Origin of the sequence: Salmonella sp. 741265116_PST, assembly GCF_046567715.1 — a bacterium.
Lineage (GTDB): Bacteria > Pseudomonadota > Gammaproteobacteria > Enterobacterales > Enterobacteriaceae > Salmonella > Salmonella enterica.
Map to the genome: position 1 here is coordinate 21,591 of NZ_JBKFPH010000020.1, position 21,376 is coordinate 42,966.

General features: G+C 52.3%; 17 protein-coding genes. 12 read left to right on the forward strand and 5 right to left on the reverse strand.

What is annotated here, in order from left to right; translation table 11 throughout:
• Positions 1-9 precede the first annotated feature (9 nt).
• Positions 10-1,698, forward strand: a complete 1,689-nt coding sequence (gene fruA / locus ACLD11_RS14835; RefSeq protein WP_000854408.1) for a PTS fructose transporter subunit IIBC — start codon at positions 10-12, stop codon at positions 1,696-1,698.
• Between the two features lie 64 nt (positions 1,699-1,762).
• On the opposite strand, the gene nfo is transcribed toward fruA, so the two are convergent.
• Positions 1,763-2,620, reverse strand: coding sequence for a deoxyribonuclease IV (gene nfo / locus ACLD11_RS14840; protein WP_411015061.1), 858 nt, complete (start codon positions 2,618-2,620; stop codon positions 1,763-1,765).
• Positions 2,621-2,698: 78 nt separating this feature from the next.
• Positions 2,699-3,748: a YeiH family protein gene (locus tag ACLD11_RS14845; protein WP_000137966.1), complete on the reverse strand. Its 1,050-nt coding sequence runs from the start codon at positions 3,746-3,748 to the stop codon at positions 2,699-2,701.
• A 120-nt stretch (positions 3,749-3,868) separates the two neighbouring features.
• On the opposite strand from ACLD11_RS14845, the gene yieE reads away from it, so the two are divergent.
• The 3 genes from yieE (at position 3,869) to cirA (ending at position 8,728) form a co-directional block, all read left to right on the forward strand.
• Complete coding sequence (gene yieE, locus ACLD11_RS14850; RefSeq protein WP_000548316.1) at positions 3,869-4,732, forward strand: DNA-binding transcriptional regulator YeiE; 864 nt, start codon at positions 3,869-3,871, stop codon at positions 4,730-4,732.
• 189 nt (positions 4,733-4,921) lie between these two features.
• Positions 4,922-6,391 carry a lysine-specific permease gene (gene lysP, locus ACLD11_RS14855; RefSeq protein WP_175067230.1) on the forward strand — a complete coding sequence of 490 codons (1,470 nt, stop codon included), beginning with the start codon at positions 4,922-4,924 and terminating at the stop codon, positions 6,389-6,391.
• Positions 6,392-6,736: 345 nt separating this feature from the next.
• Positions 6,737-8,728: a catecholate siderophore receptor CirA gene (gene cirA, locus ACLD11_RS14860; RefSeq protein WP_411011761.1), complete on the forward strand. Its 1,992-nt coding sequence runs from the start codon at positions 6,737-6,739 to the stop codon at positions 8,726-8,728.
• A gap of 43 nt (positions 8,729-8,771) precedes the next feature.
• On the opposite strand, the gene ACLD11_RS14865 is transcribed toward cirA, so the two are convergent.
• Together ACLD11_RS14865 and serB are read right to left on the reverse strand one after the other, a co-directional pair.
• On the reverse strand, positions 8,772-10,094 hold the full coding sequence (locus tag ACLD11_RS14865; RefSeq protein WP_079790450.1) for an MFS transporter: 1,323 nt from the start codon (positions 10,092-10,094) through the stop codon (positions 8,772-8,774).
• A gap of 32 nt (positions 10,095-10,126) precedes the next feature.
• Positions 10,127-11,014 carry a phosphoserine phosphatase SerB gene (serB, locus tag ACLD11_RS14870; RefSeq protein ID WP_411015062.1) on the reverse strand — a complete coding sequence of 296 codons (888 nt, stop codon included), beginning with the start codon at positions 11,012-11,014 and terminating at the stop codon, positions 10,127-10,129.
• Positions 11,015-11,230: 216 nt separating this feature from the next.
• Between serB and ACLD11_RS14875 the strand changes: the two genes are divergently transcribed.
• Both ACLD11_RS14875 and ACLD11_RS14880 read left to right on the forward strand, forming a co-directional pair.
• The gene (locus tag ACLD11_RS14875) at positions 11,231-12,598 is read left to right on the forward strand and encodes an L-serine ammonia-lyase (RefSeq protein WP_411015063.1); all 1,368 of its coding nucleotides are present in this window, start codon (positions 11,231-11,233) and stop codon (positions 12,596-12,598) included.
• A gap of 4 nt (positions 12,599-12,602) precedes the next feature.
• On the forward strand, positions 12,603-12,992 hold the full coding sequence (locus ACLD11_RS14880) for a helix-turn-helix domain-containing protein (protein ID WP_000876817.1): 390 nt from the start codon (positions 12,603-12,605) through the stop codon (positions 12,990-12,992).
• On the opposite strand, the gene fghA is transcribed toward ACLD11_RS14880, so the two are convergent.
• The gene (gene fghA / locus ACLD11_RS14885) at positions 12,981-13,838 is read right to left on the reverse strand and encodes an S-formylglutathione hydrolase (RefSeq protein ID WP_411011758.1); all 858 of its coding nucleotides are present in this window, start codon (positions 13,836-13,838) and stop codon (positions 12,981-12,983) included. The two genes, ACLD11_RS14880 and fghA, sit on opposite strands and share 12 nt — an antisense overlap.
• 329 nt (positions 13,839-14,167) lie before the next feature.
• Between fghA and folE the strand changes: the two genes are divergently transcribed.
• The 6 genes from folE (at position 14,168) to mglC (ending at position 21,342) form a co-directional block, all read left to right on the forward strand.
• Positions 14,168-14,836 carry a GTP cyclohydrolase I FolE gene (folE, locus tag ACLD11_RS14890; RefSeq protein ID WP_183059265.1) on the forward strand — a complete coding sequence of 223 codons (669 nt, stop codon included), beginning with the start codon at positions 14,168-14,170 and terminating at the stop codon, positions 14,834-14,836.
• Positions 14,837-14,850: 14 nt separating this feature from the next.
• A complete protein-coding gene (gene yeiB / locus ACLD11_RS14895) occupies positions 14,851-15,993 on the forward strand; it encodes a DUF418 domain-containing protein YeiB (protein ID WP_079969447.1) in 1,143 nt (380 codons plus the stop codon).
• 149 nt (positions 15,994-16,142) lie between these two features.
• Positions 16,143-17,165 (forward strand): HTH-type transcriptional regulator GalS, encoded by a 1,023-nt coding sequence (galS, locus tag ACLD11_RS14900; RefSeq protein WP_000628634.1) that lies wholly within the window; start codon positions 16,143-16,145, stop codon positions 17,163-17,165.
• Positions 17,166-17,663: 498 nt separating this feature from the next.
• Entirely contained in the window at positions 17,664-18,662 is a 999-nt protein-coding gene (gene mglB / locus ACLD11_RS14905; RefSeq protein ID WP_001036942.1) for a galactose/glucose ABC transporter substrate-binding protein MglB, read from the forward strand.
• A 133-nt stretch (positions 18,663-18,795) separates the two neighbouring features.
• On the forward strand, positions 18,796-20,316 hold the full coding sequence (gene mglA / locus ACLD11_RS14910) for a galactose/methyl galactoside ABC transporter ATP-binding protein MglA (RefSeq protein ID WP_000535907.1): 1,521 nt from the start codon (positions 18,796-18,798) through the stop codon (positions 20,314-20,316).
• 15 nt (positions 20,317-20,331) lie between these two features.
• Positions 20,332-21,342, forward strand: a complete 1,011-nt coding sequence (gene mglC, locus ACLD11_RS14915) for a galactose/methyl galactoside ABC transporter permease MglC (protein ID WP_001275101.1) — start codon at positions 20,332-20,334, stop codon at positions 21,340-21,342.
• The last annotated feature ends 34 nt before the right edge of the window (positions 21,343-21,376 follow it).

Below are 21,376 nucleotides of genomic sequence, written 5' to 3' on the forward strand. Positions count from 1 at the left end.
AGAGGCATAATGAAAACGCTGCTGATAATTGACGCTAATCTCGGCCAGGCTCGCGCTTACATGGCGAAAACCCTGCTTGGAGCGGCGGCGCATAAAGCAAATCTGGAAATTATCGACAATCCGAATGATGCTGAGCTGGCGATCGTGCTGGGCGAATCTCTGCCGAACGACAATGCTCTGAACGGCAAAAAGGTTTGGCTGGGGGATATTGGTCGCGCCGTCGCGCATCCGGAACTGTTTCTGAGTGAAGCCAAAAGCCATGCGACCCCTTACAGCGCCCCTGCTGCGGCTGCTCCTGCGGCGAGCGGCGGTCCGAAACGCGTGGTCGCGGTAACGGCCTGCCCGACCGGCGTCGCTCATACTTTTATGGCGGCTGAAGCCATTGAAACAGAAGCGAAAAAACGCGGCTGGTGGGTAAAAGTCGAAACGCGCGGCTCCGTGGGGGCCGGCAATGCCATCACCCCGGAAGAGGTGGCGGAAGCGGATTTAGTGATTGTGGCGGCGGATATCGAAGTGGATCTGGCGAAGTTTGCTGGTCTCCCGATGTATCGCACGTCGACCGGCCTGGCGCTGAAAAAGACGGCGCAGGAGCTGGATAAAGCCGTAGCGGAAGCGACGCCGTATCAACCGGCGGGTAAAGCATCGCAAGCGGCGACCGAAGGGAAGAAAGAGAGCGCTGGCGCATACCGGCATCTGTTGACGGGCGTTTCTTACATGCTGCCTATGGTGGTTGCCGGGGGACTGTGTATTGCGCTTTCCTTCGCCTTTGGTATTGAAGCCTTTAAGGTGCCGGACACGCTGGCGGCGGCGCTGATGCAGATTGGCGGCGGTTCGGCGTTTGCGCTGATGGTGCCGGTACTGGCGGGTTATATCGCTTTCTCCATCGCGGATCGCCCAGGCCTTACGCCAGGTCTGATTGGCGGTATGCTGGCGGTTAGCACCGGTTCCGGTTTTATCGGCGGGATCATTGCCGGCTTCCTTGCCGGGTATATGGCGAAGCTTATCAGTACCAAACTGAAACTTCCGCAAAGTATGGAAGCGCTGAAGCCAATCCTGATCATCCCGTTAATTTCCAGTCTCGTGGTGGGGCTGGCGATGATTTACCTGATCGGTAAACCGGTTGCCGGGATTCTGGAAGGGCTCACCCACTGGCTGCAAACGATGGGGACGGCAAACGCGGTGCTGCTGGGCGCGATTCTCGGCGGGATGATGTGTACCGACATGGGCGGCCCGGTGAACAAAGCGGCATATGCGTTTGGCGTTGGTCTGCTGAGTACGCAAACTTACGCGCCGATGGCGGCGATCATGGCCGCAGGTATGGTACCGCCGTTAGCGCTGGGTCTGGCAACGATGGTGGCGCGTCGTAAGTTCGACAAAGCGCAGCAGGAAGGCGGTAAAGCGGCGTTGGTGCTGGGGCTGTGCTTTATCACTGAAGGCGCTATTCCGTTTGCGGCACGCGACCCGATGCGTGTACTGCCGTGCTGTATCGTTGGCGGCGCGTTGACCGGGGCTATTTCTATGGCGGTAGGCGCAAAATTGATGGCGCCGCATGGCGGTCTGTTTGTTCTGCTTATCCCAGGCGCAATTACGCCGGTATTGGGATACCTGCTGGCAATTGTGGCCGGTACGCTGGTGGCAGGACTGGCTTATGCCGTCCTGAAACGTCCGGAGACGGAAGTCGCGGCAAAAGCGGCGTAAGAGAAACACGCTAAAAAAGGCAGAGCGCGCTCTGCCTTTTTTATTGCCTGAAGAATATTGAGCGTCAGGCCATCGCTTCGGCAATTTGCTGGGCTTTTAACCACGCAATCTCTTCCGCCCAGATATCAGGATTGATGGTCTCCAGTATCAGCGGAATACCGTCAAAACGTGCATCCTGCATAATCCAACGAAACGCATCATGGCCGATATTGCCTTCACCCAGACTGTGATGGCGGTCAACGCGGCTACCGAAGGCGCTTTTGGCGTCGTTAAGGTGCATTCCGCGCAAATACTGAAATCCGACAATTTTCCCGAATTCGGCGAACGTTTTTTCGCATGCCTCTGGCGTACGCAGATCGTATCCGGCGGCAAAGGCATGGCAGGTATCGATACAGACGCCAACGCGCGACTTATCTTCCACGCCGTCGATGATGGCGGCTAACTGTTCAAACTCAAACCCCAGATTACTGCCCTGACCGGCTGTATTTTCGATAACCGCCGTAACGCCCTCGGTCTGCGCGAGGGCAATATTGATAGATTCCGCGATCCGCGCCAGGCAATCCTCCTGTGCAATCTGCATCAGATGGCTACCGGGATGAAAATTAAGCAAGGTTAAGCCGAGTTGCTCACAGCGCTGCATTTCATCGAGAAAGGCATCGCGTGATTTTTCCAGCGCTTCACTGACCGGATGGCCCAGATTAATCAGGTAACTATCGTGGGGAAGGATTTGCGCCGCCGAGAAATGATACTTTTCACAGGCGATTTTAAAGTCATTAATGACCTGGGGAGTAAGGGGGGCGGCACGCCACTGACGCTGGTTTTTTGTGAAAAGCGCAAAGGCCGTTGCGCCAATTTCAGCCGCGCGGGCAGGGGCGTTAGCCAGACCGCCAGCAGCGCTGACGTGCGCTCCGATGTATTTCATAAAAGACTCCTGTTAAACCCGCTAACGGTTCATTACGAACGCTATGATAACGGGTTAACAGGCGTGAAACGTAATAATTTATGCGATAAGGCTATGGATTAGGACGTTAATGGCGCCACCGCCAATAATCAGCCAGGCGAATAGTGCCAGCGCCATCAGCAGCGGTTTCGCCCCCGCTTTTTTCAATGCGCTAACGTGAGTGGTCAGACCCAACGCCGCCATTGCCATCGCCAGCAGCACCGTGTCCAGCGTCACCAGCATATCCACCACGGCTTTTGGCAGCAGGTGGAAAGAGTTGAAGATCGCCACTACGATGAAGAAAATAGCAAACCACGGAATGGTAATTTTGCTTTTTTCCGCGCCGGTCGCCGGTGAAAGCTGTTTAACGCGTGCCGCCAGAATGATCAGGAACGGCGCCAGCATCATGACACGCAGCATCTTAGCGATAACTGCCGCATTTTCCGCATCCGGGCTAACGGCATGACCCGCTGCGACCACTTGCGCGACTTCATGCATGGTTGAGCCGATATAGATGCCGTAAGTTTCCGGGCTGAACCAGTGCGCCAGCAGCGGATACATTGCCGGGTAAAGGAAAATAGCGATGGTGCCGAAAATAACGACAGTCGCGACGGCTACAGTAACCTTACTGGCTTCCGCTTTTACCACCGGTTCTGTCGCCAGTACCGCCGCCGCGCCGCAGATACTGCTACCGGCGCCAATCAGCCAGCTGGTGTGCCTGTCCAGACCAAAGACTTTTTGGCCTAAGAAGCAGGCCAGCATGAACGTGCTAGAAAGCGTTAATACGTCAATCACAATACCGCTAATACCCACATCGGCGATTTGTGAAAAGGTAAGGCGGAAGCCGTAAAGGATAATCCCTAAACGCAGTAAATGTTGTTTTGCAAACAGCACGCCGCCGTCGCATTGTTTCCATATTTGTGGATAGACGGTATTCCCGATAACCATACCCAGCAGGATAGCCAGGGTCAGGGCGCTGAACCCCGCGCCTGCAACGGCAGGGATAGCGCCGCCCCACAGGGCGACTCCTGTAATGACGGCGCTCAGAGCGAGCCCCGGTATAAAATGCCACATTGTACGACGATGATTCTGCAAGGTGAGTTCTGTCATAACCTTCTCCTGTATATGGACAATAAGGTTACGGTGATCTGGTTTAAAAATAAAATTGATTATATATTTATAATTAATCTTTATAAGTGGTAAGTGAAACGCTATCGGTGGGATACGACTATGCATATTACGCTACGACAACTTGAAGTGTTTGCTGAAGTACTGAAAAGCGGTTCAACAACCCAGGCGTCGGTCATGCTGTCATTATCGCAGTCCGCCGTTAGCGCCGCGCTCACCGATCTGGAAGGTCAGCTCGGCGTACAGTTGTTTGATCGGGTGGGGAAACGGCTGGTGGTCAACGAACATGGGCGCTTGTTATATCCGCGCGCGCTGGCATTGCTGGAGCAAGCGGTAGAAATTGAGCAGCTATTTCGTGAGGATAACGGCGCGATACGGGTTTATGCCAGTAGCACCATCGGCAATTACATTTTACCCGCCATGATTGCCCGCTATCGCCAGCATTATCCGGCCTTACCGCTGGAACTCAGCGTGGGAAACAGCCAGGACGTGATTAACGCGGTGCTGGATTTTCGGGTTGATATCGGCCTGATTGAAGGACCATGTCACAGTACAGAGATTATTTCTGAGCCGTGGCTGGAAGATGAGCTGGTGGTCTTTGCCGCGCCGTCCTCGCCGCTGACGCAGGGGCCGGTGACGCTGGAACAGCTTGCGGCATCCCCATGGATTTTACGCGAGCGCGGTTCCGGTACGCGGGAAATTGTCGATTATTTGCTGTTGTCGCATTTGCCGCGCTTTCATATGGCGATGGAGTTGGGGAATTCAGAAGCGATCAAACATGCGGTGCGTCATGGACTGGGGATAAGCTGTTTATCGCGCCGGGTGATTGCTGAACAACTCCAGGCGGGAACCCTGGGCGAAGTCGCGGTGCCGTTACCGCGCCTGGTGCGCACGTTGTGGCGTGTTCATCATCGGCAGAAACATCTTTCTAACGCGTTGCAGCGTTTTTTGAGTTACTGTGAATAAAGGTGAAGAGGAGGGCTGCCCGGGCGGCATCGCCATTTTTAGTATCCGCTTACGTATACGTTATTCTCTGCTTTACTTATAATCCGTGGCCGGTCATGAAGGTCTCTTATAACCGCGCATTTGTGTCGGAAGGATAGTATTTCGTCTGTTACAATCGCGCCTCATTTTTTGGATGGATAGCATTTTCACATGGGTTCCAAAACTAAAACCACAGAAGCGCCCGCGCTACGTCGCGAATTAAAGGCGCGTCACCTGACGATGATTGCCATTGGCGGCTCCATCGGGACAGGTCTTTTCGTTGCATCTGGTGCGACAATTTCTCAGGCGGGGCCAGGCGGCGCGCTGTTTTCTTATATTCTGATTGGTTTGATGGTCTACTTCCTGATGACCAGCCTTGGCGAGCTGGCGGCCTATATGCCAGTATCTGGCTCGTTTGCGACATATGGTCAGAACTATGTGGAAGAAGGCTTTGGTTTCGCGCTGGGCTGGAACTACTGGTACAACTGGGCGGTGACTATCGCTGTTGACCTGGTTGCCGCGCAATTGGTGATGGGCTGGTGGTTCCCGGACACGCCGGGCTGGATCTGGAGCGCGCTATTCCTCTGCGTCATTTTCTTGCTGAACTACATTTCCGTGCGCGGTTTTGGCGAAGCGGAGTACTGGTTCTCGTTAATTAAAGTCGCGACCGTTATTATCTTCATCATCGTTGGCGTAGCGATGATTATCGGCATCTTTAAAGGTGTCGAGCCGGTCGGCTGGAGCAACTGGACGACGGGCGATGCACCTTTCGCTGGCGGTTTTGCGGCAATGATTGGCGTCGCGATGATCGTGGGCTTCTCTTTCCAGGGAACTGAGCTGATTGGTATTGCCGCCGGGGAATCTGAAAACCCGGAGAAGAATATTCCGCGCGCGGTGCGTCAGGTGTTCTGGCGTATTCTGCTGTTTTATGTTTTCGCGATTTTGATTATCAGCCTGATCATTCCTTATACCGATCCAAACCTGCTGCGTAACGACGTCAAAGACATTAGCGTCAGTCCGTTTACCTTAGTGTTCCAGCATGCGGGCTTGTTGTCTGCGGCGGCGATAATGAATGCGGTTATCCTGACTGCAGTACTGTCTGCGGGTAACTCCGGGATGTATGCCTCGACCCGTATGCTCTACACCCTGGCCTGTGACGGTAAGGCCCCGCGTATTTTTGCGAAATTGTCCCGCGGCGGCGTACCGCGCAATGCGCTTTATGCCACCACCGTGATTGCCGGTCTTTGCTTTTTGACCTCAATGTTCGGCAACCAGACGGTCTATCTGTGGCTGTTGAACACCTCCGGTATGACGGGCTTCATCGCCTGGCTGGGGATTGCCATTAGCCATTATCGCTTCCGTCGCGGTTACGTGATACAAGGGTATGATGTGAATGATTTGCCGTACCGTTCCGGGTTCTTCCCGCTGGGGCCGATTTTCGCCTTTGTACTGTGCCTGATTATTACGTTGGGGCAGAACTATGAAGCGTTCCTGAAAGATACCATCGACTGGGGCGGCGTCGCGGCGACCTATATCGGTATTCCGCTGTTCCTGATTATCTGGTTCGGCTACAAGCTGATAAAAGGTACGCATTTCGTGCGCTATAGCGAAATGCACTTCCCGGAACGCGTTAAAAAGTAACGCGGTATTCTCGTCATAGGCCAGATAGGCTTTATGCCGCTATCCGGCACGGACTGCCTGAACCTGACCCTTCTAACCCTCTCATTCGAGAGGGTTTTTTGTTTTTTCTTCATGATTGGTTCAAATGACATAATTATTAACAATTAAATTGATAATTATTATCGTTTGCTTTATCGTTACGCTTGAAATCAGAAAGGATGAAGATTCGGGCGCGACCGTCACTCATGAGCCCGACTCGCCTGCATAAAAAGAGTTCGCCGTGATAACCGTTATCGCAGGCGAAACGTAATGCGTTGTGAGCGATAACCGATTTTTTTTGTCGTATTTACCTCATGGAGAAATGGAATGTTTAGGTTTAACCCTTTCGTTCGGGTAGGGCTTTGTATGTCCGCAGTTACGTTGGCCTGGCCGGTTGCCGCGGCAACGGATGATGGTGAAACCATGGTCGTTACCGCGTCCGCCATCGAACAAAATCTGAAAGATGCGCCAGCAAGTATCAGCGTCATTACCCAGCAAGATTTACAGCGCAGGCCCGTGCAAAACCTGAAAGATGTCCTGAAAGAGGTGCCGGGCGTACAGCTCACTAACGAAGGGGATAACCGTAAAGGCGTGAGTATTCGTGGTCTGGACAGCAGTTATACGCTGATCCTGATCGACGGTAAGCGCGTTAACTCCCGTAACGCGGTCTTCCGCCATAATGATTTTGATCTGAACTGGATACCGGTTGACGCTATCGAACGCATTGAAGTGGTGCGTGGCCCCATGTCCTCGCTGTATGGCTCCGATGCGCTGGGCGGCGTGGTCAACATTATCACCAAAAAGATTGGTCAGAAATGGCATGGCAGCGTCACGGTTGACTCCACTATTCAGGAACATCGCGACCGTGGCGATACCTATAACGGTCAGTTCTTTACCAGCGGTCCGCTGATCGACGGCGTGCTGGGAATGAAAGCCTACGGTAGCCTGGCGAAACGCGAAAAAGACGAGCAGCAGAGTTCCGCCACCACTGCTACGGGTGAAACGCCGCGCATTGAAGGATTTACCAGCCGGGATGGAAACGTCGAGTTTGCCTGGACACCAAACGAAAATCATGACGTTACCGCAGGCTACGGTTTTGATCGCCAGGACCGGGACTCCGACTCGCTGGATAAAAACCGTCTGGAACGGCAAAACTACGCGTTGAGCCATAACGGACGTTGGGATCTCGGCAACAGCGAGCTCAAGTTCTACGGCGAAAAAGTGGAAAACAAAAACCCCGGCAACAGTAGCCCTATCACGTCAGAAAGCAATTCGATTGACGGGAAATACGTTCTGCCGTTAGCGCCTGTCAACCAGTTCCTCACCTTCGGCGGCGAATGGCGTCACGATAAACTGAGCGATGCGGTGAACCTGACCGGCGGTTCCAGTACTAAAACCTCCGCCAGCCAGTATGCTCTGTTCCTTGAAGATGAGTGGCGCATCTTCGAACCGCTGGCGCTGACCACCGGTATTCGTATGGATGACCATGAAACCTATGGCGATCACTGGAGCCCGCGTGCTTATCTGGTCTATAACGCAACGGATACCCTGACGGTGAAAGGTGGGTGGGCCACGGCCTTTAAAGCGCCGTCGCTATTGCAATTAAGTCCGGACTGGACGACCAACTCCTGCCGTGGCGGATGCCGCATTGTCGGTAGCCCGGATCTGAAACCTGAAACCAGTGAAAGCTGGGAGCTCGGCCTTTATTACCGGGGTGAAGAGGGCATACTGGAGGGCGTGGAAGCGAGCGTTACCACGTTCCGTAACGATGTAGACGATCGCATCAGCATTAGCCGTACCGCTGACGTTAACGCCGCGCCCGGCTATTCCAACTTTGTCGGTTTCGAAACCAACAGTCGGGGACAGCGCGTTCCGGTCTTCCGTTATTACAACGTGAATAAAGCGCGTATTCAGGGCGTGGAAACCGAGTTGAAAGTTCCGTTTAACGAGGCGTGGAAACTGTCGTTGAATTACACCTATAACGACGGACGCGACGTCAGTAATGGCGGGAACAAGCCGCTTTCCGATCTGCCGTTCCACACCGCGAACGGTACGCTGGACTGGAAACCGACGCAGCTCGAAGACTGGTCATTCTACGTATCAGGGAATTATACCGGGCGTAAGCGGGCCGACAGCGCAACGGCGAAAACGCCGGGTGGGTACGTGGTCTGGGATACCGGCGCGGCATGGCAGGCGACGAAAAACGTTAAACTGCGTGCGGGCGTTCTGAACGTGGGCGATAAAGATCTCAAACGCGACGACTACGGTTATACCGAAGACGGACGTCGTTACTTTATGGCGGTGGATTACCGTTTCTGACAGAGACTGGCGACAGCCGCGTTTTGCCGCTGTCGCCAGAATGTTATAACCGATGCAGCCTGGAGAGCAGCGCCAGCGACAGAGTCGTTAGCAGAATGGCGATTAACGCATAGATATAAACGCCCGACCACGCCCAGCTATTTTTCACCATAATTACCGGCACACCGGCCATTGCCGCGCCGACATAGCTGAACAATCCCCGAAAGCCGGTAATCGATCCCGCCGCATCCTTATGGGTCACATCCAGACAGCCGACGGCAAAAAGCATATGCGGTCCGTATAAGGCGAAGCCCATGATGGTGAACAGAATCGCGGTGAGGGTGTAAGAGGTATCCTGAACCAGCGGCACCAGTACGATGCATATGCACAGCGCTAACGCGAAGATTAACCCGGTCATCCAGCGGTTACTTTTGAACATAAAGTCAGACAAGTAGCCTGCCAGCAACCCACCTGCCAGTCCGCCCGCCTCAAACCAGGAAATAATCGAGTTCGCTTTTATCAGGCTCCAGCCGTGAACCTGCGAATAGTAAATCTGCGGCCAGTCGTTAAGGATGGTGCGCGCAATATAAACCGACATATCACCGATAATAATGATCCATACCAGTGGATTGGTCAGGATATATTTCACAAAAATCTGCCAGAAGCTCAGGTTGACCGGGCTGGCCTTGACCTGGGCCAGTTCCGTCGGGTCGTTACGCCACTGCCCCACGTTGGGCAAACCTAACGTACCGGGACGATCTTTAATGGTAAATAGCGCCACTATTCCCATCAGCAGCGAAATGGCGCCGGGAACATAAAACCCCATTTTCCAGCTACCGCTAAAGGCGATAGCAAAGCTGGTCAGCAGCGGCGCGAGGCTGCCGCCGATATTGTGCGCCGCTTCAACGATAGCCCACCAGCGTCCCCGTTCGTTTTTCGAAAACCACGAGGCCATAATTTTCGCCATCGGCGGAAAGCTGGTGCCCTGTAAGATCGCGTTGAGACTGTACAACACGTAGAATGCCGCCACGCTATCGGAAAAGCCGAACAGAATATTTACAATCCCCACGCCAATCAGCACCGGGCCGGTCATGGCTTTCGGGTTAATTTTATCGACCAGCATCCCGCCGACAAACTTCATCGCGCCATAAAGAATGTAAAAAATAGAAGACATAATGGCGAAGTCTTCTGCGGTCAGTGACGTTTCCGTCAGCATGGCCGGCATCGCGGCGGAGAAGTTTTTACGGGTAAGATAAAAGACGGCATAAGAGATAAAGACCGAGGCGATAATCTCAAGACGAAATTTTTTATAGGTCTGGTCTATCTCTTTTTTCTCTTTTACAATCGGCTTATCGGGCTGGCTGAAAATAAATGTTTTTATACTCATTTTAAAATTCCCTTCCGGCGAGGTGAGTCGCGTTATAATTCATCTTCAATAAGAAAAAGAAGCAATTCGAAACCGTGATGATTAATCTGATGGTGGATTTTTTCCCGTACAACCGGCTTCGCCTTCCAGGCAATACCGGTGCCAGCATGTTCTAACATCGGCAGATCGTTGGCACCATCGCCGCAGGCAATAATATTCTCCGTGGCAATATTTAACCGGGCAGCCAGGTCAACCAGAGTCTGTTTTTTGTTTGCGGCATTCATAATCGGCAAGGTAATGTTATCCGTCAGAACGTTATCGCGTATTTCAACCGTATTCGAAAAGGCATAATCCAGTTGATACCGTTCTTTTAGACGCTGGGTGAATATATCCAGTCCCCCGGAGATAATCGCGGTTTTAAATCCTTTGGCCTTGATGACTGGCAGAATAGTTAACAGGCCTGGCGAAAGGGTCATGCGATCGCATACGGCGTTCAGCACTGCTTTCGGTGTGCCTTTCAACATTCCGATACGTCGGGTAAAACTGGCGTTAAAATCAAGCTTGCCCTCCATCGCCTGTTGGGTAATGGCGGTGATTTGCGTCGACATGCCAAGCTCGCGGGCAATTTCATCCACGCCTTCTTCCGCAATAAATGTCGAGTCCATATCAAACGCGATAATACCGTTAGCAGGCAGTGGCTGCGGCTTAATAAAAAAATCAAACTGCCATTGCAATGAGAGTTCGCGTAAATAGCGATAAAATTCAGGCGTCAGACATTCCGCTGGCAGCGTAAGCTTTAAATAAGCGGTATTGATAAGCGCGGCATAACGTTTATCAAATAATAGCGGAAACGGCATGGTGACGGCATCAAATAACGTTTCCTGTAATTTTTTCTGAAACGTATCGATATCCTGTGTGGTAATAAAATAAATAATGCTCATATGATAACTCCCTTAATTTACGGGTATTATAATGACTCTTTTGCGGCGTGGAATCTCGTGCTATCACAGATATCACCGCCAGAAAAGGGCTAAAAAAGCGTTGTTTTTGATACCAGGTAAAGTTCAGACACAAAAGGTATCACTTTTGATATGCCAACTGTGCGAGGATGTTATTTATTACTGAACGCGAATGAGACTGAAAGGATTGATATAACGATGGAGAGTTGCCTTGATATATTCAAAATAGTAATAGGTCCATCCAGCTCACGTACCGTAGGGCCGATGCGCGCCGCCTGTCACTTTATTTCATTGCTCAGAGAACAAGAGACGTTGCCGCTAATTCGGGAAGTTGAAATCGAGCTGTATGGCGCGTTATCGTTAAGCCGCAAGTGCCACAATGTGGATACCGCCCTTTATCTTGGGCTGCTGGGTTGCCAGCCGGAGAATGTCGATCTCCGTTCGCATATGGCGGTGATTAAGCGTGCGGAAAATGAAAACAAAATCGAACTCCCGCTCTCCGAGGCGGGCGGAATCACGATAAAAGTCAAGATTATCGCCAATCACCAGGCGCATCCAGGCCATCCTTATGCCATGACGTTTCGCGCCAGAGATGATTATTTCACGGTGTATGAAGAGACCTGGTTTTCGACCGGCGCCGGACAGGTTCGCAAACATGGCGAGCCGCTGACGCCATCGCTTCCTTTGCGTACAGTGTCGCCCTTTGAATTTAGTCATGCCGCGCAGTTGCTGGCGCTGTGTCGGCATAACGGCCTGTCCGTGGCGGCGCTGATGATGAAAAATGAGCTGTGCCGCCACTCGCCACAGACATTGCAGAATTATCTGGCGCAAATATGGGACGTGATGCAGCAGGCGGTTTATCGCGGTCTGCATACTGAGGGGGTATTACCCGGTCCCTATCAGGTACCGCGGCGCGCCTGTGCGTTACATAAGACGTTACAGGCTAACCGTTCCGCCAGCGATTTTTTAACCGCGCTGAACTGGGTCAATGCCTTCGCGATTGCGGTAAGCGAAGAAAATGCCAGCGGCGGACAGATTGTTACCGCGCCAACCAATGGCGCGTGCGGCATCATTCCGGCAGCGCTCTGCTGGTATGATAAATTTGTCACGCCGCTGGAGCCCGGTGCTCTGACCCGTTTCTTCCTGACCGCCGCCGCTATCGCGATGTTGTTTAAACAAAACGCCTCTATTCTGGGATCTGAAGTTGGCTGTCAGGGGGAAATCGGCGTGGCGTGCTCAATGGCGGCGGCGGGCCTGGCTGAACTGATGGGAGCATCCGTGGAGCAAACGCTGAGCGCCGCTGAAATTGCCATGGAACATCATCTGGGATTGACCTGCGATCCGCTGGGCGGACAGGTACAAATTCCCTGCATAGAGAGAAATGCCATCTCTGCCGTGAAAGCGATAAACGCGGCGACGATGGCGATGAGTCGTGTAAGCGAACCCTGTATTTCGCTCGATGAGATCATTGCTGCGATGTACGAGACCGGTAAAGACATGAGCGCTAAATACCGTGAAACGTATCATGGTTCGCTGGGGAAAATTCAGCCGCGCAAGAGAGGGTAACAGCGTGAAATACAATACGATGAATAACGACGAGATTATCCTGTCGTTGTGCGCCCGCTTAAAGGAGACGCGTCTGTCTCTTTCGATGACCCAGCAGCAGCTTGCCGATCGCGCGCACGTTGGCATTGCCACCATCAAGCGTATCGAGAAGGGGGGAGGGCTCAATCTTGATACGTTAATTTCTCTCCTGCGGGCGCTGGATAAGTTGCATAATCTTGATGCGGTGCTGTTTGAATCCGAGCTGCGTAATTTTCACGAAAGTTATGAAGGCGGAGAGGGCAGCGGCCGCCTTCAGGTACGCCAGCAGGCCGCGGATTTAAATAATAAATCTTCCGCGCCGCAGTCGGAGGAGGTGAATTACAGCGCGGCGCTGGAAAATTCATTATGTTGGTGACGTCTCACGCTCGTCCCGTAAATACCGGGCATGAAAGCGCAGATGGTCCTCGATGAAGGACGCAATAAAATAATAGCTATGATCGTAACCGGGCTGGATTCGTAGCGTCATCGGCCAGGCGGTTTGCCGCGCGGCTTCCGCCAGTACGGCGGGCTGAAGTTGATCGGCGAGGAATTGATCGCTGTCGCCCTGATCGATGAGCACAGGAATGGCGTCCTGCGGCTGGCTGGCCAGCATTAATTCGCAGCTATCCCACTCAGTCCACGCTGATTCATCGTCGCCGAGATAAGCGGTAAGCGCTTTGATTCCCCACGGCACGCGGCTGGGGTTGACGATGGGCGCAAAAGCAGAGACGCTGGTGTATTTGCCCGGATTTTTCAGCGCCATGATTAACGCGCCGTGGCCGCCCATCGAGTGCCCGCTGATGGCGCAACGGTCGCTGACGTTAAACTGTGTCTGGATAAGCGCCGGAAGCTCATCGCGCAGGTAATCGTACATACGATAATGGCTGGCCCAGGGCGGCTGTGTGGCATTGAGATAAAACCCGGCGCCGTGGCCTAAATCGTATCCGCTATCGTTGGCGACCTGTTCACCGCGTGGACTGGTATCCGGCATCACCAATACAATGCCCAGTTCTGCTGCGATACGCTGCGCGCCTGCTTTGGTGGTAAAATTCTCATCATTGCAGGTCAATCCGGACAACCAGTACAGTACCGGAGGCGGTTCATTATCCTGAGTCGGCGGAAGAAAAATGCTGAATGTCATGGCGCAGTTTAGCGTGGCGGCATGATGACGCCAGCGCTGCTGCCAGCCGCCAAAACATCGGTGCTCTTCGAGCATTTCCATGCGGGGGCTCCTTTTATGGTGAACCTGATAAGGTATGCAGATTCTTCATAATACAGATTATTCACCGCGTTGTGAGTAACTTTCACTTCCGTAATACATAAACATGCTTCATCATTTAAATAACGTTGCGTTAACAAATATGCCCTTTGTCCTGCCAGCATTCTCGCACCGGAAAAGATGTCATGAAAGGCAGCGACAATTTCAACAATTATGGGCGTGAATACTGGATTATGTGCGCTACCTCACGCACAATAATCACACTGTCACAATATTGACAAACTTTGCCCCATGTAGGGCAGAGGCGCCACACCTGCAGGAGAACACGATTAATGCCATCACTCAGTAAAGAAGCGGCCCTGGTTCATGACGCGCTGGTTGCCCGGGGGCTGGAAACGCCGCTGCGCCCGCCTATGGATGAACTGGATAATAAAACGCGAAAAAGCCTTATCGCAGGGCATATGACTGAGATTATGCAGTTGTTGAATCTCGATTTGAGCGATGACAGTCTGATGGAAACGCCGCATCGTATCGCTAAGATGTATGTTGACGAGATTTTCGCCGGCCTCGACTATGCCAATTTCCCGAAAATTACCCTCATTGAAAATAAAATGAAGGTGGATGAAATGGTCACCGTCCGCGATATCACGCTGACCAGCACCTGTGAACATCACTTTGTGACCATTGATGGCAAAGCGACCGTCGCGTATATCCCCAAAGATTCCGTGATCGGCCTGTCGAAAATTAACCGCATCGTGCAATTCTTCGCCCAGCGTCCGCAGGTTCAGGAACGTTTGACCCAACAAATTCTGACGGCGCTGCAAACCTTGCTCGGCACCAATAATGTAGCGGTATCGATTGATGCGGTGCATTACTGCGTGAAAGCGCGCGGTATTCGTGACGCAACCAGCGCCACGACGACGACGTCGCTGGGCGGATTGTTTAAGTCCAGCCAGAATACGCGCCAGGAGTTTCTGCGTGCCGTTCGCCATCATCCATGATTAAGGCGGAGACGATGGAGCGTAATGTCACGCTGGATTTTGTACGTGGCGTCGCTATCCTCGGTATCCTGCTTCTTAACATTAGCGCCTTTGGATTGCCGAAGGCGGCTTATCTCAATCCCGCCTGGTATGGCGCGATCGTTCCCGAAGACGCCTGGTCCTGGGCGATTCTCGATATTGTGGCGCAGGCTAAGTTTCTTACGCTGTTCGCGTTGTTGTTTGGCGCGGGGCTACAAATGCTGCTTCCGCGTGGTAAACAGTGGATTCAGTCGCGCTTAACGCTATTGGTACTGTTAGGTTTTATCCATGCGTTATTCTTTTGGGACGGCGACATTCTGCTGGCCTACGGTCTGGTCGGGTTAATTTGCTGGCGACTGGTACGCGACGCGCCTTCGGTAAAAAGCCTGTTCAATACCGGCATACTCCTTTATCTGGTCGGGATTGGCGTGCTACTGCTGCTGGGCGTGGTATCGAGTAGCGAAACCAGCCGCGCCTGGACGCCGGATGCGTCGGCAATATTGTATGAAAAATACTGGAAGCTGAACGGCGGCATGGAGGCTATCAGCAACCGGGCAGAGATGCTGTCGAATAGTTTACTGGCGCTCGGCGCGCAGTATGGCTGGCAACTGGCGGGTATGATGCTGCTGGGCGCCGCGCTAATGCGTAGCGGCTGGCTGAAAGGTCAGTACAGTCTGCGGCACTATCGCCGTACCGGGGTTCTGCTGGTGGCGTTAGGGCTAATGATCAACCTGCCTGCGGTCATCTTACAATGGCGGCTGGACTGGGCGTACCGCTGGTGCGCCTTCTTATTGCAGGCGCCGCGCGAACTGAGCGCGCCGTTGCAAACGCTGGGCTATGCCGCGCTGATGTTTGGCTTCTGGCCGCAGCTTAGCCGATGCAGACTGACGCTTGCCATTGCCTGCGTAGGGCGAATGGCGCTGACCAATTATCTGCTGCAGACGATCATCTGTACCACGCTGTTTTATCAGTTTGGCTTATTTATGGAATTCAATCGACTGGAACTCTTGTTCTTTGTCGTTCCGGTATGGGCAATAAACCTTCTCTTTTCCGTCATCTGGCTACGTTTCTGGCGACAGGGACCGGTCGAGTGGTTATGGCGTCAACTCACGTTGCGCGCGTCAGGATCGCTCAGATAACGATCTGGATCACATTCATTAACAAAATGGCTGTAACCGTTTCCATCCCTGTGATGTTTCTCACGCAGCCCTGGGCAGGGTGCTGACAAAATAGCCGCCTGCTAACGGGGCATTTGTGAGCATTTTTGAACTCAAACAGGGCTGTGAATATGATCACCATTCGTGATGTAGCGCGCCAGGCTGGCGTGTCTGTAGCGACCGTTTCCCGCGTACTGAATAACAGCGCGTTGGTCAGTCCCGACACCCGTGACGCCGTTATGCAGGCCGTCACCCTGCTGGGATATCGGCCAAATGCGAATGCGCAAGCGCTGGCCACCCAGGTGAGCGACACCATCGGCGTCGTGGTCATGGATGTTTCCGATGCCTTTTTCGGCGCTCTGGTGAAAGCCGTAGATCTGGTCGCGCAGCAGCACCAGAAATATGTTCTCATTGGCAACAGTTATCATGAGGCGGAAAAAGAGCGCCATGCGATTGAAGTCTTGATCCGTCAGCGTTGTAACGCATTGATTGTTCACTCAAAAGCCTTAACCGATCGCGAGCTGAGCGACTTTATGGATCAGATCCCCGGTATGGTGCTGATTAACCGTATCGTGCCGGGTTATGCGCATCGTTGTGTCTGTCTCGACAATGTGAGCGGCGCCAGAATGGCGACCCGAATGTTGCTGAATAATGGACATCAACGCATCGGCTACCTGGCCTCCAGCCACCGTATTGAAGATGACGCGATGCGCAGAGAAGGGTGGTTACACGCGCTGCAAGAGCAGGGGGTTGCTGCGTCGGAGAGCTGGATTGGCACCGGTACGCCGGATATGCAGGGCGGCGAGTCGGCAATGGTTGAGTTGCTGGGACGCAATCTGCAACTGACGGCGGTATTTGCCTATAACGATAACATGGCGGCGGGCGCGCTGACGGCGTTAAAAGATAACGGCATCGCCATTCCCTTGCATCTGTCTGTCATCGGTTTCGATGATATCCCTATTGCTCGTTATACCGATCCTCAGTTGACTACCGTGCGCTATCCTATTGCTTCTATGGCGAAAATCGCGACCGAGCTGGCGTTACAGGGGGCCGCAGGCACGCTGGATATCACGGCGACGCACTGCTTTATGCCGACGCTGGTGCGGCGCCATTCGGTGGCGTGGCGACAGAATGCGGTACTGATCACTAACTGATTACGCCCCGCATGTAACCGTTTTCAATCTGTGAGTAAATTCACGGTTTATTAACATTGTGATAGCTATGATGACAACGTTTGTCGCACTGTAACCAATGTGTAACAGTTAGTTGTCAGTTTTGCTGGGGTATTTCGCTTATAAAAACCGTTATCACAATATCCCGCGACTACCGGACAAAAATAAAGAGTTGAATAAGAGCTTATCCCATTAGGGCTATTTTACTTGCCATTTTGGACCTGGGCAGTGCTCGCCAAAACGCGTTAGCGTTTTGAACGCCGCTAGCGGCGGCCCGAAGGGCGAGCGTAGCGAGTCAAACCTCACGTACTACGTGTACGCTCCGGTTTTTGCGCGCTGTCCGTGTCCAAACTGGCTGCGCCAATAACGCCTGGTGGGATAGGCTCTAAATACGCTTCGGCGTTCAGTAACATGCGTTAACGTGCTGAACAGCCGGGCATTTTTTTACGCTATACCCTACATAATAAAACCGGAGCTACCATGAATAAGAAGGTACTGACCCTTTCTGCCGTGATGGCAAGTCTGTTATTCGGCGCGCACGCGCACGCGGCTGATACTCGTATTGGCGTGACGATTTATAAATATGACGATAACTTTATGTCCGTGGTGCGTAAGGCTATTGAAAAAGATGGCAAATCCGCGCCGGATGTTCAGCTACTGATGAATGACTCGCAAAACGATCAGTCCAAACAGAATGATCAAATTGACGTTTTATTGGCGAAAGGGGTTAAAGCTCTGGCGATTAACCTGGTCGACCCGGCAGCCGCCGGTACGGTGATTGAGAAAGCGCGCGGGCAAAATGTGCCGGTGGTGTTCTTTAACAAAGAGCCTTCCCGCAAAGCGCTGGACAGCTATGACAAGGCGTATTATGTCGGGACTGACTCTAAAGAATCCGGTGTGATTCAGGGCGACTTGATTGCCAAACACTGGCAGGCGAATCAGGGTTGGGATCTGAATAAAGACGGTAAAATTCAGTATGTTCTGCTGAAAGGCGAGCCGGGGCACCCGGATGCTGAAGCCCGTACGACGTATGTGGTGAAAGAGTTAAATGATAAAGGTATTCAGACCGAGCAACTGGCGTTAGACACCGCCATGTGGGATACCGCGCAGGCAAAAGATAAGATGGATGCCTGGCTGTCTGGCCCGAACGCTAACAAGATTGAAGTGGTTATCGCGAATAACGATGCGATGGCGATGGGCGCGGTAGAGGCGCTGAAAGCGCATAATAAATCGTCGATTCCGGTCTTTGGCGTCGATGCGTTACCGGAAGCGCTGGCGCTGGTGAAATCAGGCGCGATGGCCGGTACGGTACTGAATGACGCTAACAATCAGGCGAAAGCGACATTCGATCTGGCGAAAAACCTCGCCGAAGGCAAGGGCGCGGCTGACGGCACCAACTGGAAGATTGAGAATAAAATCGTGCGCGTGCCTTATGTCGGCGTGGACAAAGACAATCTGAGCGAATTTACCCAAAAATAACTTTTCCGTCTGTGGGCGCAATTTTGTTGCGCCCTGAAACCGTGGAAGGGTGACGCGCCGCAGACCGGATAACGTATTTCTTTTGCCATCCGGCGCGGATAGTCATAATTAAAAAGGCCGACAGGGTATCATTATGGGCAGCACGATCTCTCCGCCGTCGGGTGAATATTTGTTGGAAATGCGTGGCATTAACAAATCATTTCCCGGCGTGAAAGCGCTTGATAATGTCAACTTAAACGTTCGTCCGCACTCTATTCATGCATTAATGGGCGAAAACGGCGCAGGCAAATCAACATTATTAAAATGTCTTTTCGGTATTTATCAAAAAGACTCCGGCAGCATTGTATTTCAGGGAAAAGAAGTGGACTTCCATTCGGCGAAAGAAGCGCTGGAGAATGGGATTTCGATGGTACACCAGGAGTTAAACCTGGTATTACAACGTTCGGTCATGGATAACATGTGGCTGGGACGTTATCCCACCAAAGGTATGTTTGTCGACCAGGATAAAATGTACCAGGATACCAAAGCGATATTTGATGAACTGGATATCGATATTGACCCACGCGCGCGCGTAGGAACGTTATCCGTTTCGCAAATGCAGATGATCGAAATTGCGAAGGCGTTTTCCTATAACGCTAAGATCGTTATTATGGATGAACCGACCTCATCGTTAACTGAGAAAGAGGTTAATCATCTGTTCACCATTATTCGCAAGCTGAAAGAACGCGGCTGCGGCATTGTTTATATCTCGCATAAAATGGAAGAAATTTTTCAATTGTGCGATGAAATTACTATCTTGCGCGACGGTCAGTGGATTGCCACCCAGCCGCTGGAAGGGCTGGATATGGATAAGATCATTGCGATGATGGTCGGGCGTTCCCTGAACCAGCGCTTTCCGGATAAAGAAAATAAGCCGGGCGATGTGATTCTGGAGGTTCGTCACCTGACCTCGCTGCGCCAGCCTTCCATTCGCGATGTCTCCTTTGATTTGCACAAGGGCGAAATTCTGGGCATTGCCGGTCTGGTTGGGGCAAAGCGTACCGATATCGTCGAAACGCTGTTTGGCATTCGTGAGAAGTCGTCCGGGACAATCACTTTACATGGCAAGAAAATTAATAATCACACTGCGAACGAAGCGATTAACCACGGTTTTGCGCTGGTGACGGAAGAGCGTCGTTCCACCGGAATTTACGCCTATCTGGATATCGGATTTAACTCATTAATTTCGAATATCCGTAATTATAAAAATAAAGTGGGCTTACTGGATAATTCCCGGATGAAAAGCGACACCCAATGGGTCATTGATTCCATGCGGGTAAAAACGCCGGGGCATCGCACGCAAATTGGTTCGCTTTCCGGCGGCAATCAGCAAAAGGTGATCATTGGTCGCTGGCTATTAACGCAGCCGGAAATACTAATGCTGGACGAACCGACCCGCGGCATTGATGTCGGCGCAAAATTTGAAATTTATCAGCTTATTGCGGAACTGGCGAAAAAAGGCAAGGGGATCATCATTATCTCTTCTGAAATGCCGGAGCTGTTAGGGATTACCGATCGTATCCTGGTGATGAGTAACGGTCTCGTTTCCGGCATTGTCGATACTAAAACAACAACGCAAAACGAAATTTTGCGTCTTGCTTCTTTGCACCTTTAAGATCAGGGGCTCCTTATGAGTGCGTTAAACAAGAAAAGCTTTTTGACCTGGCTGAAAGAGGGCGGAATTTACGTCGTTCTTTTAGTGTTGCTGGCGATTATTATTTTCCAGGACCCGACTTTTTTAAGTTTGCTGAATTTAAGTAATATTCTGACGCAATCTTCGGTACGTATTATTATCGCGCTGGGCGTGGCGGGACTCATCGTCACCCAGGGGACAGATCTGTCGGCGGGGCGTCAGGTAGGGCTGGCGGCGGTCGTGGCGGCAACATTACTGCAATCAATGGAAAACGCCAATAAAGTGTTTCCGGAAATGGCGACCATGCCGATTGCGCTGGTCATCCTGATTGTCTGCGCGATTGGCGCGGTGATTGGCCTGGTGAACGGCATCATCATTGCTTACCTGAATGTGACGCCGTTTATTACCACGCTTGGCACGATGATTATCGTTTATGGGATCAACTCCCTTTATTATGACTTTGTCGGCGCTTCGCCCATTTCCGGCTTTGACAGCGGCTTTTCCACCTTTGCGCAGGGCTTTGTGGCGATGGGCAGTTTCCGGCTCTCCTACATCACCTTTTACGCCCTGATTGCGGTAGCGTTTGTCTGGGTGCTGTGGAATAAGACCCGTTTTGGTAAAAACATTTTTGCTATTGGCGGCAACCCGGAAGCGGCAAAAGTTTCTGGCGTAAACGTGGCGCTGAACCTGCTGATGATTTATGCGCTCTCCGGCGTGTTTTATGCCTTCGGCGGCTTACTGGAAGCAGGGCGTATTGGTTCTGCCACCAACAACCTCGGCTTTATGTATGAACTGGATGCGATTGCCGCGTGCGTGGTCGGGGGCGTATCGTTTAGCGGCGGAGTGGGGACGGTCTTCGGCGTGGTGACCGGCGTCATTATCTTTACCGTCATCAACTACGGCCTGACCTATATCGGGGTAAACCCGTACTGGCAGTACATTATCAAAGGCGGCATTATCATTTTCGCCGTGGCGCTGGACTCGCTGAAATACGCGCGTAAGAAGTAGTTCTCCAGACCTATTGCTTTGCTTATCAGATAAC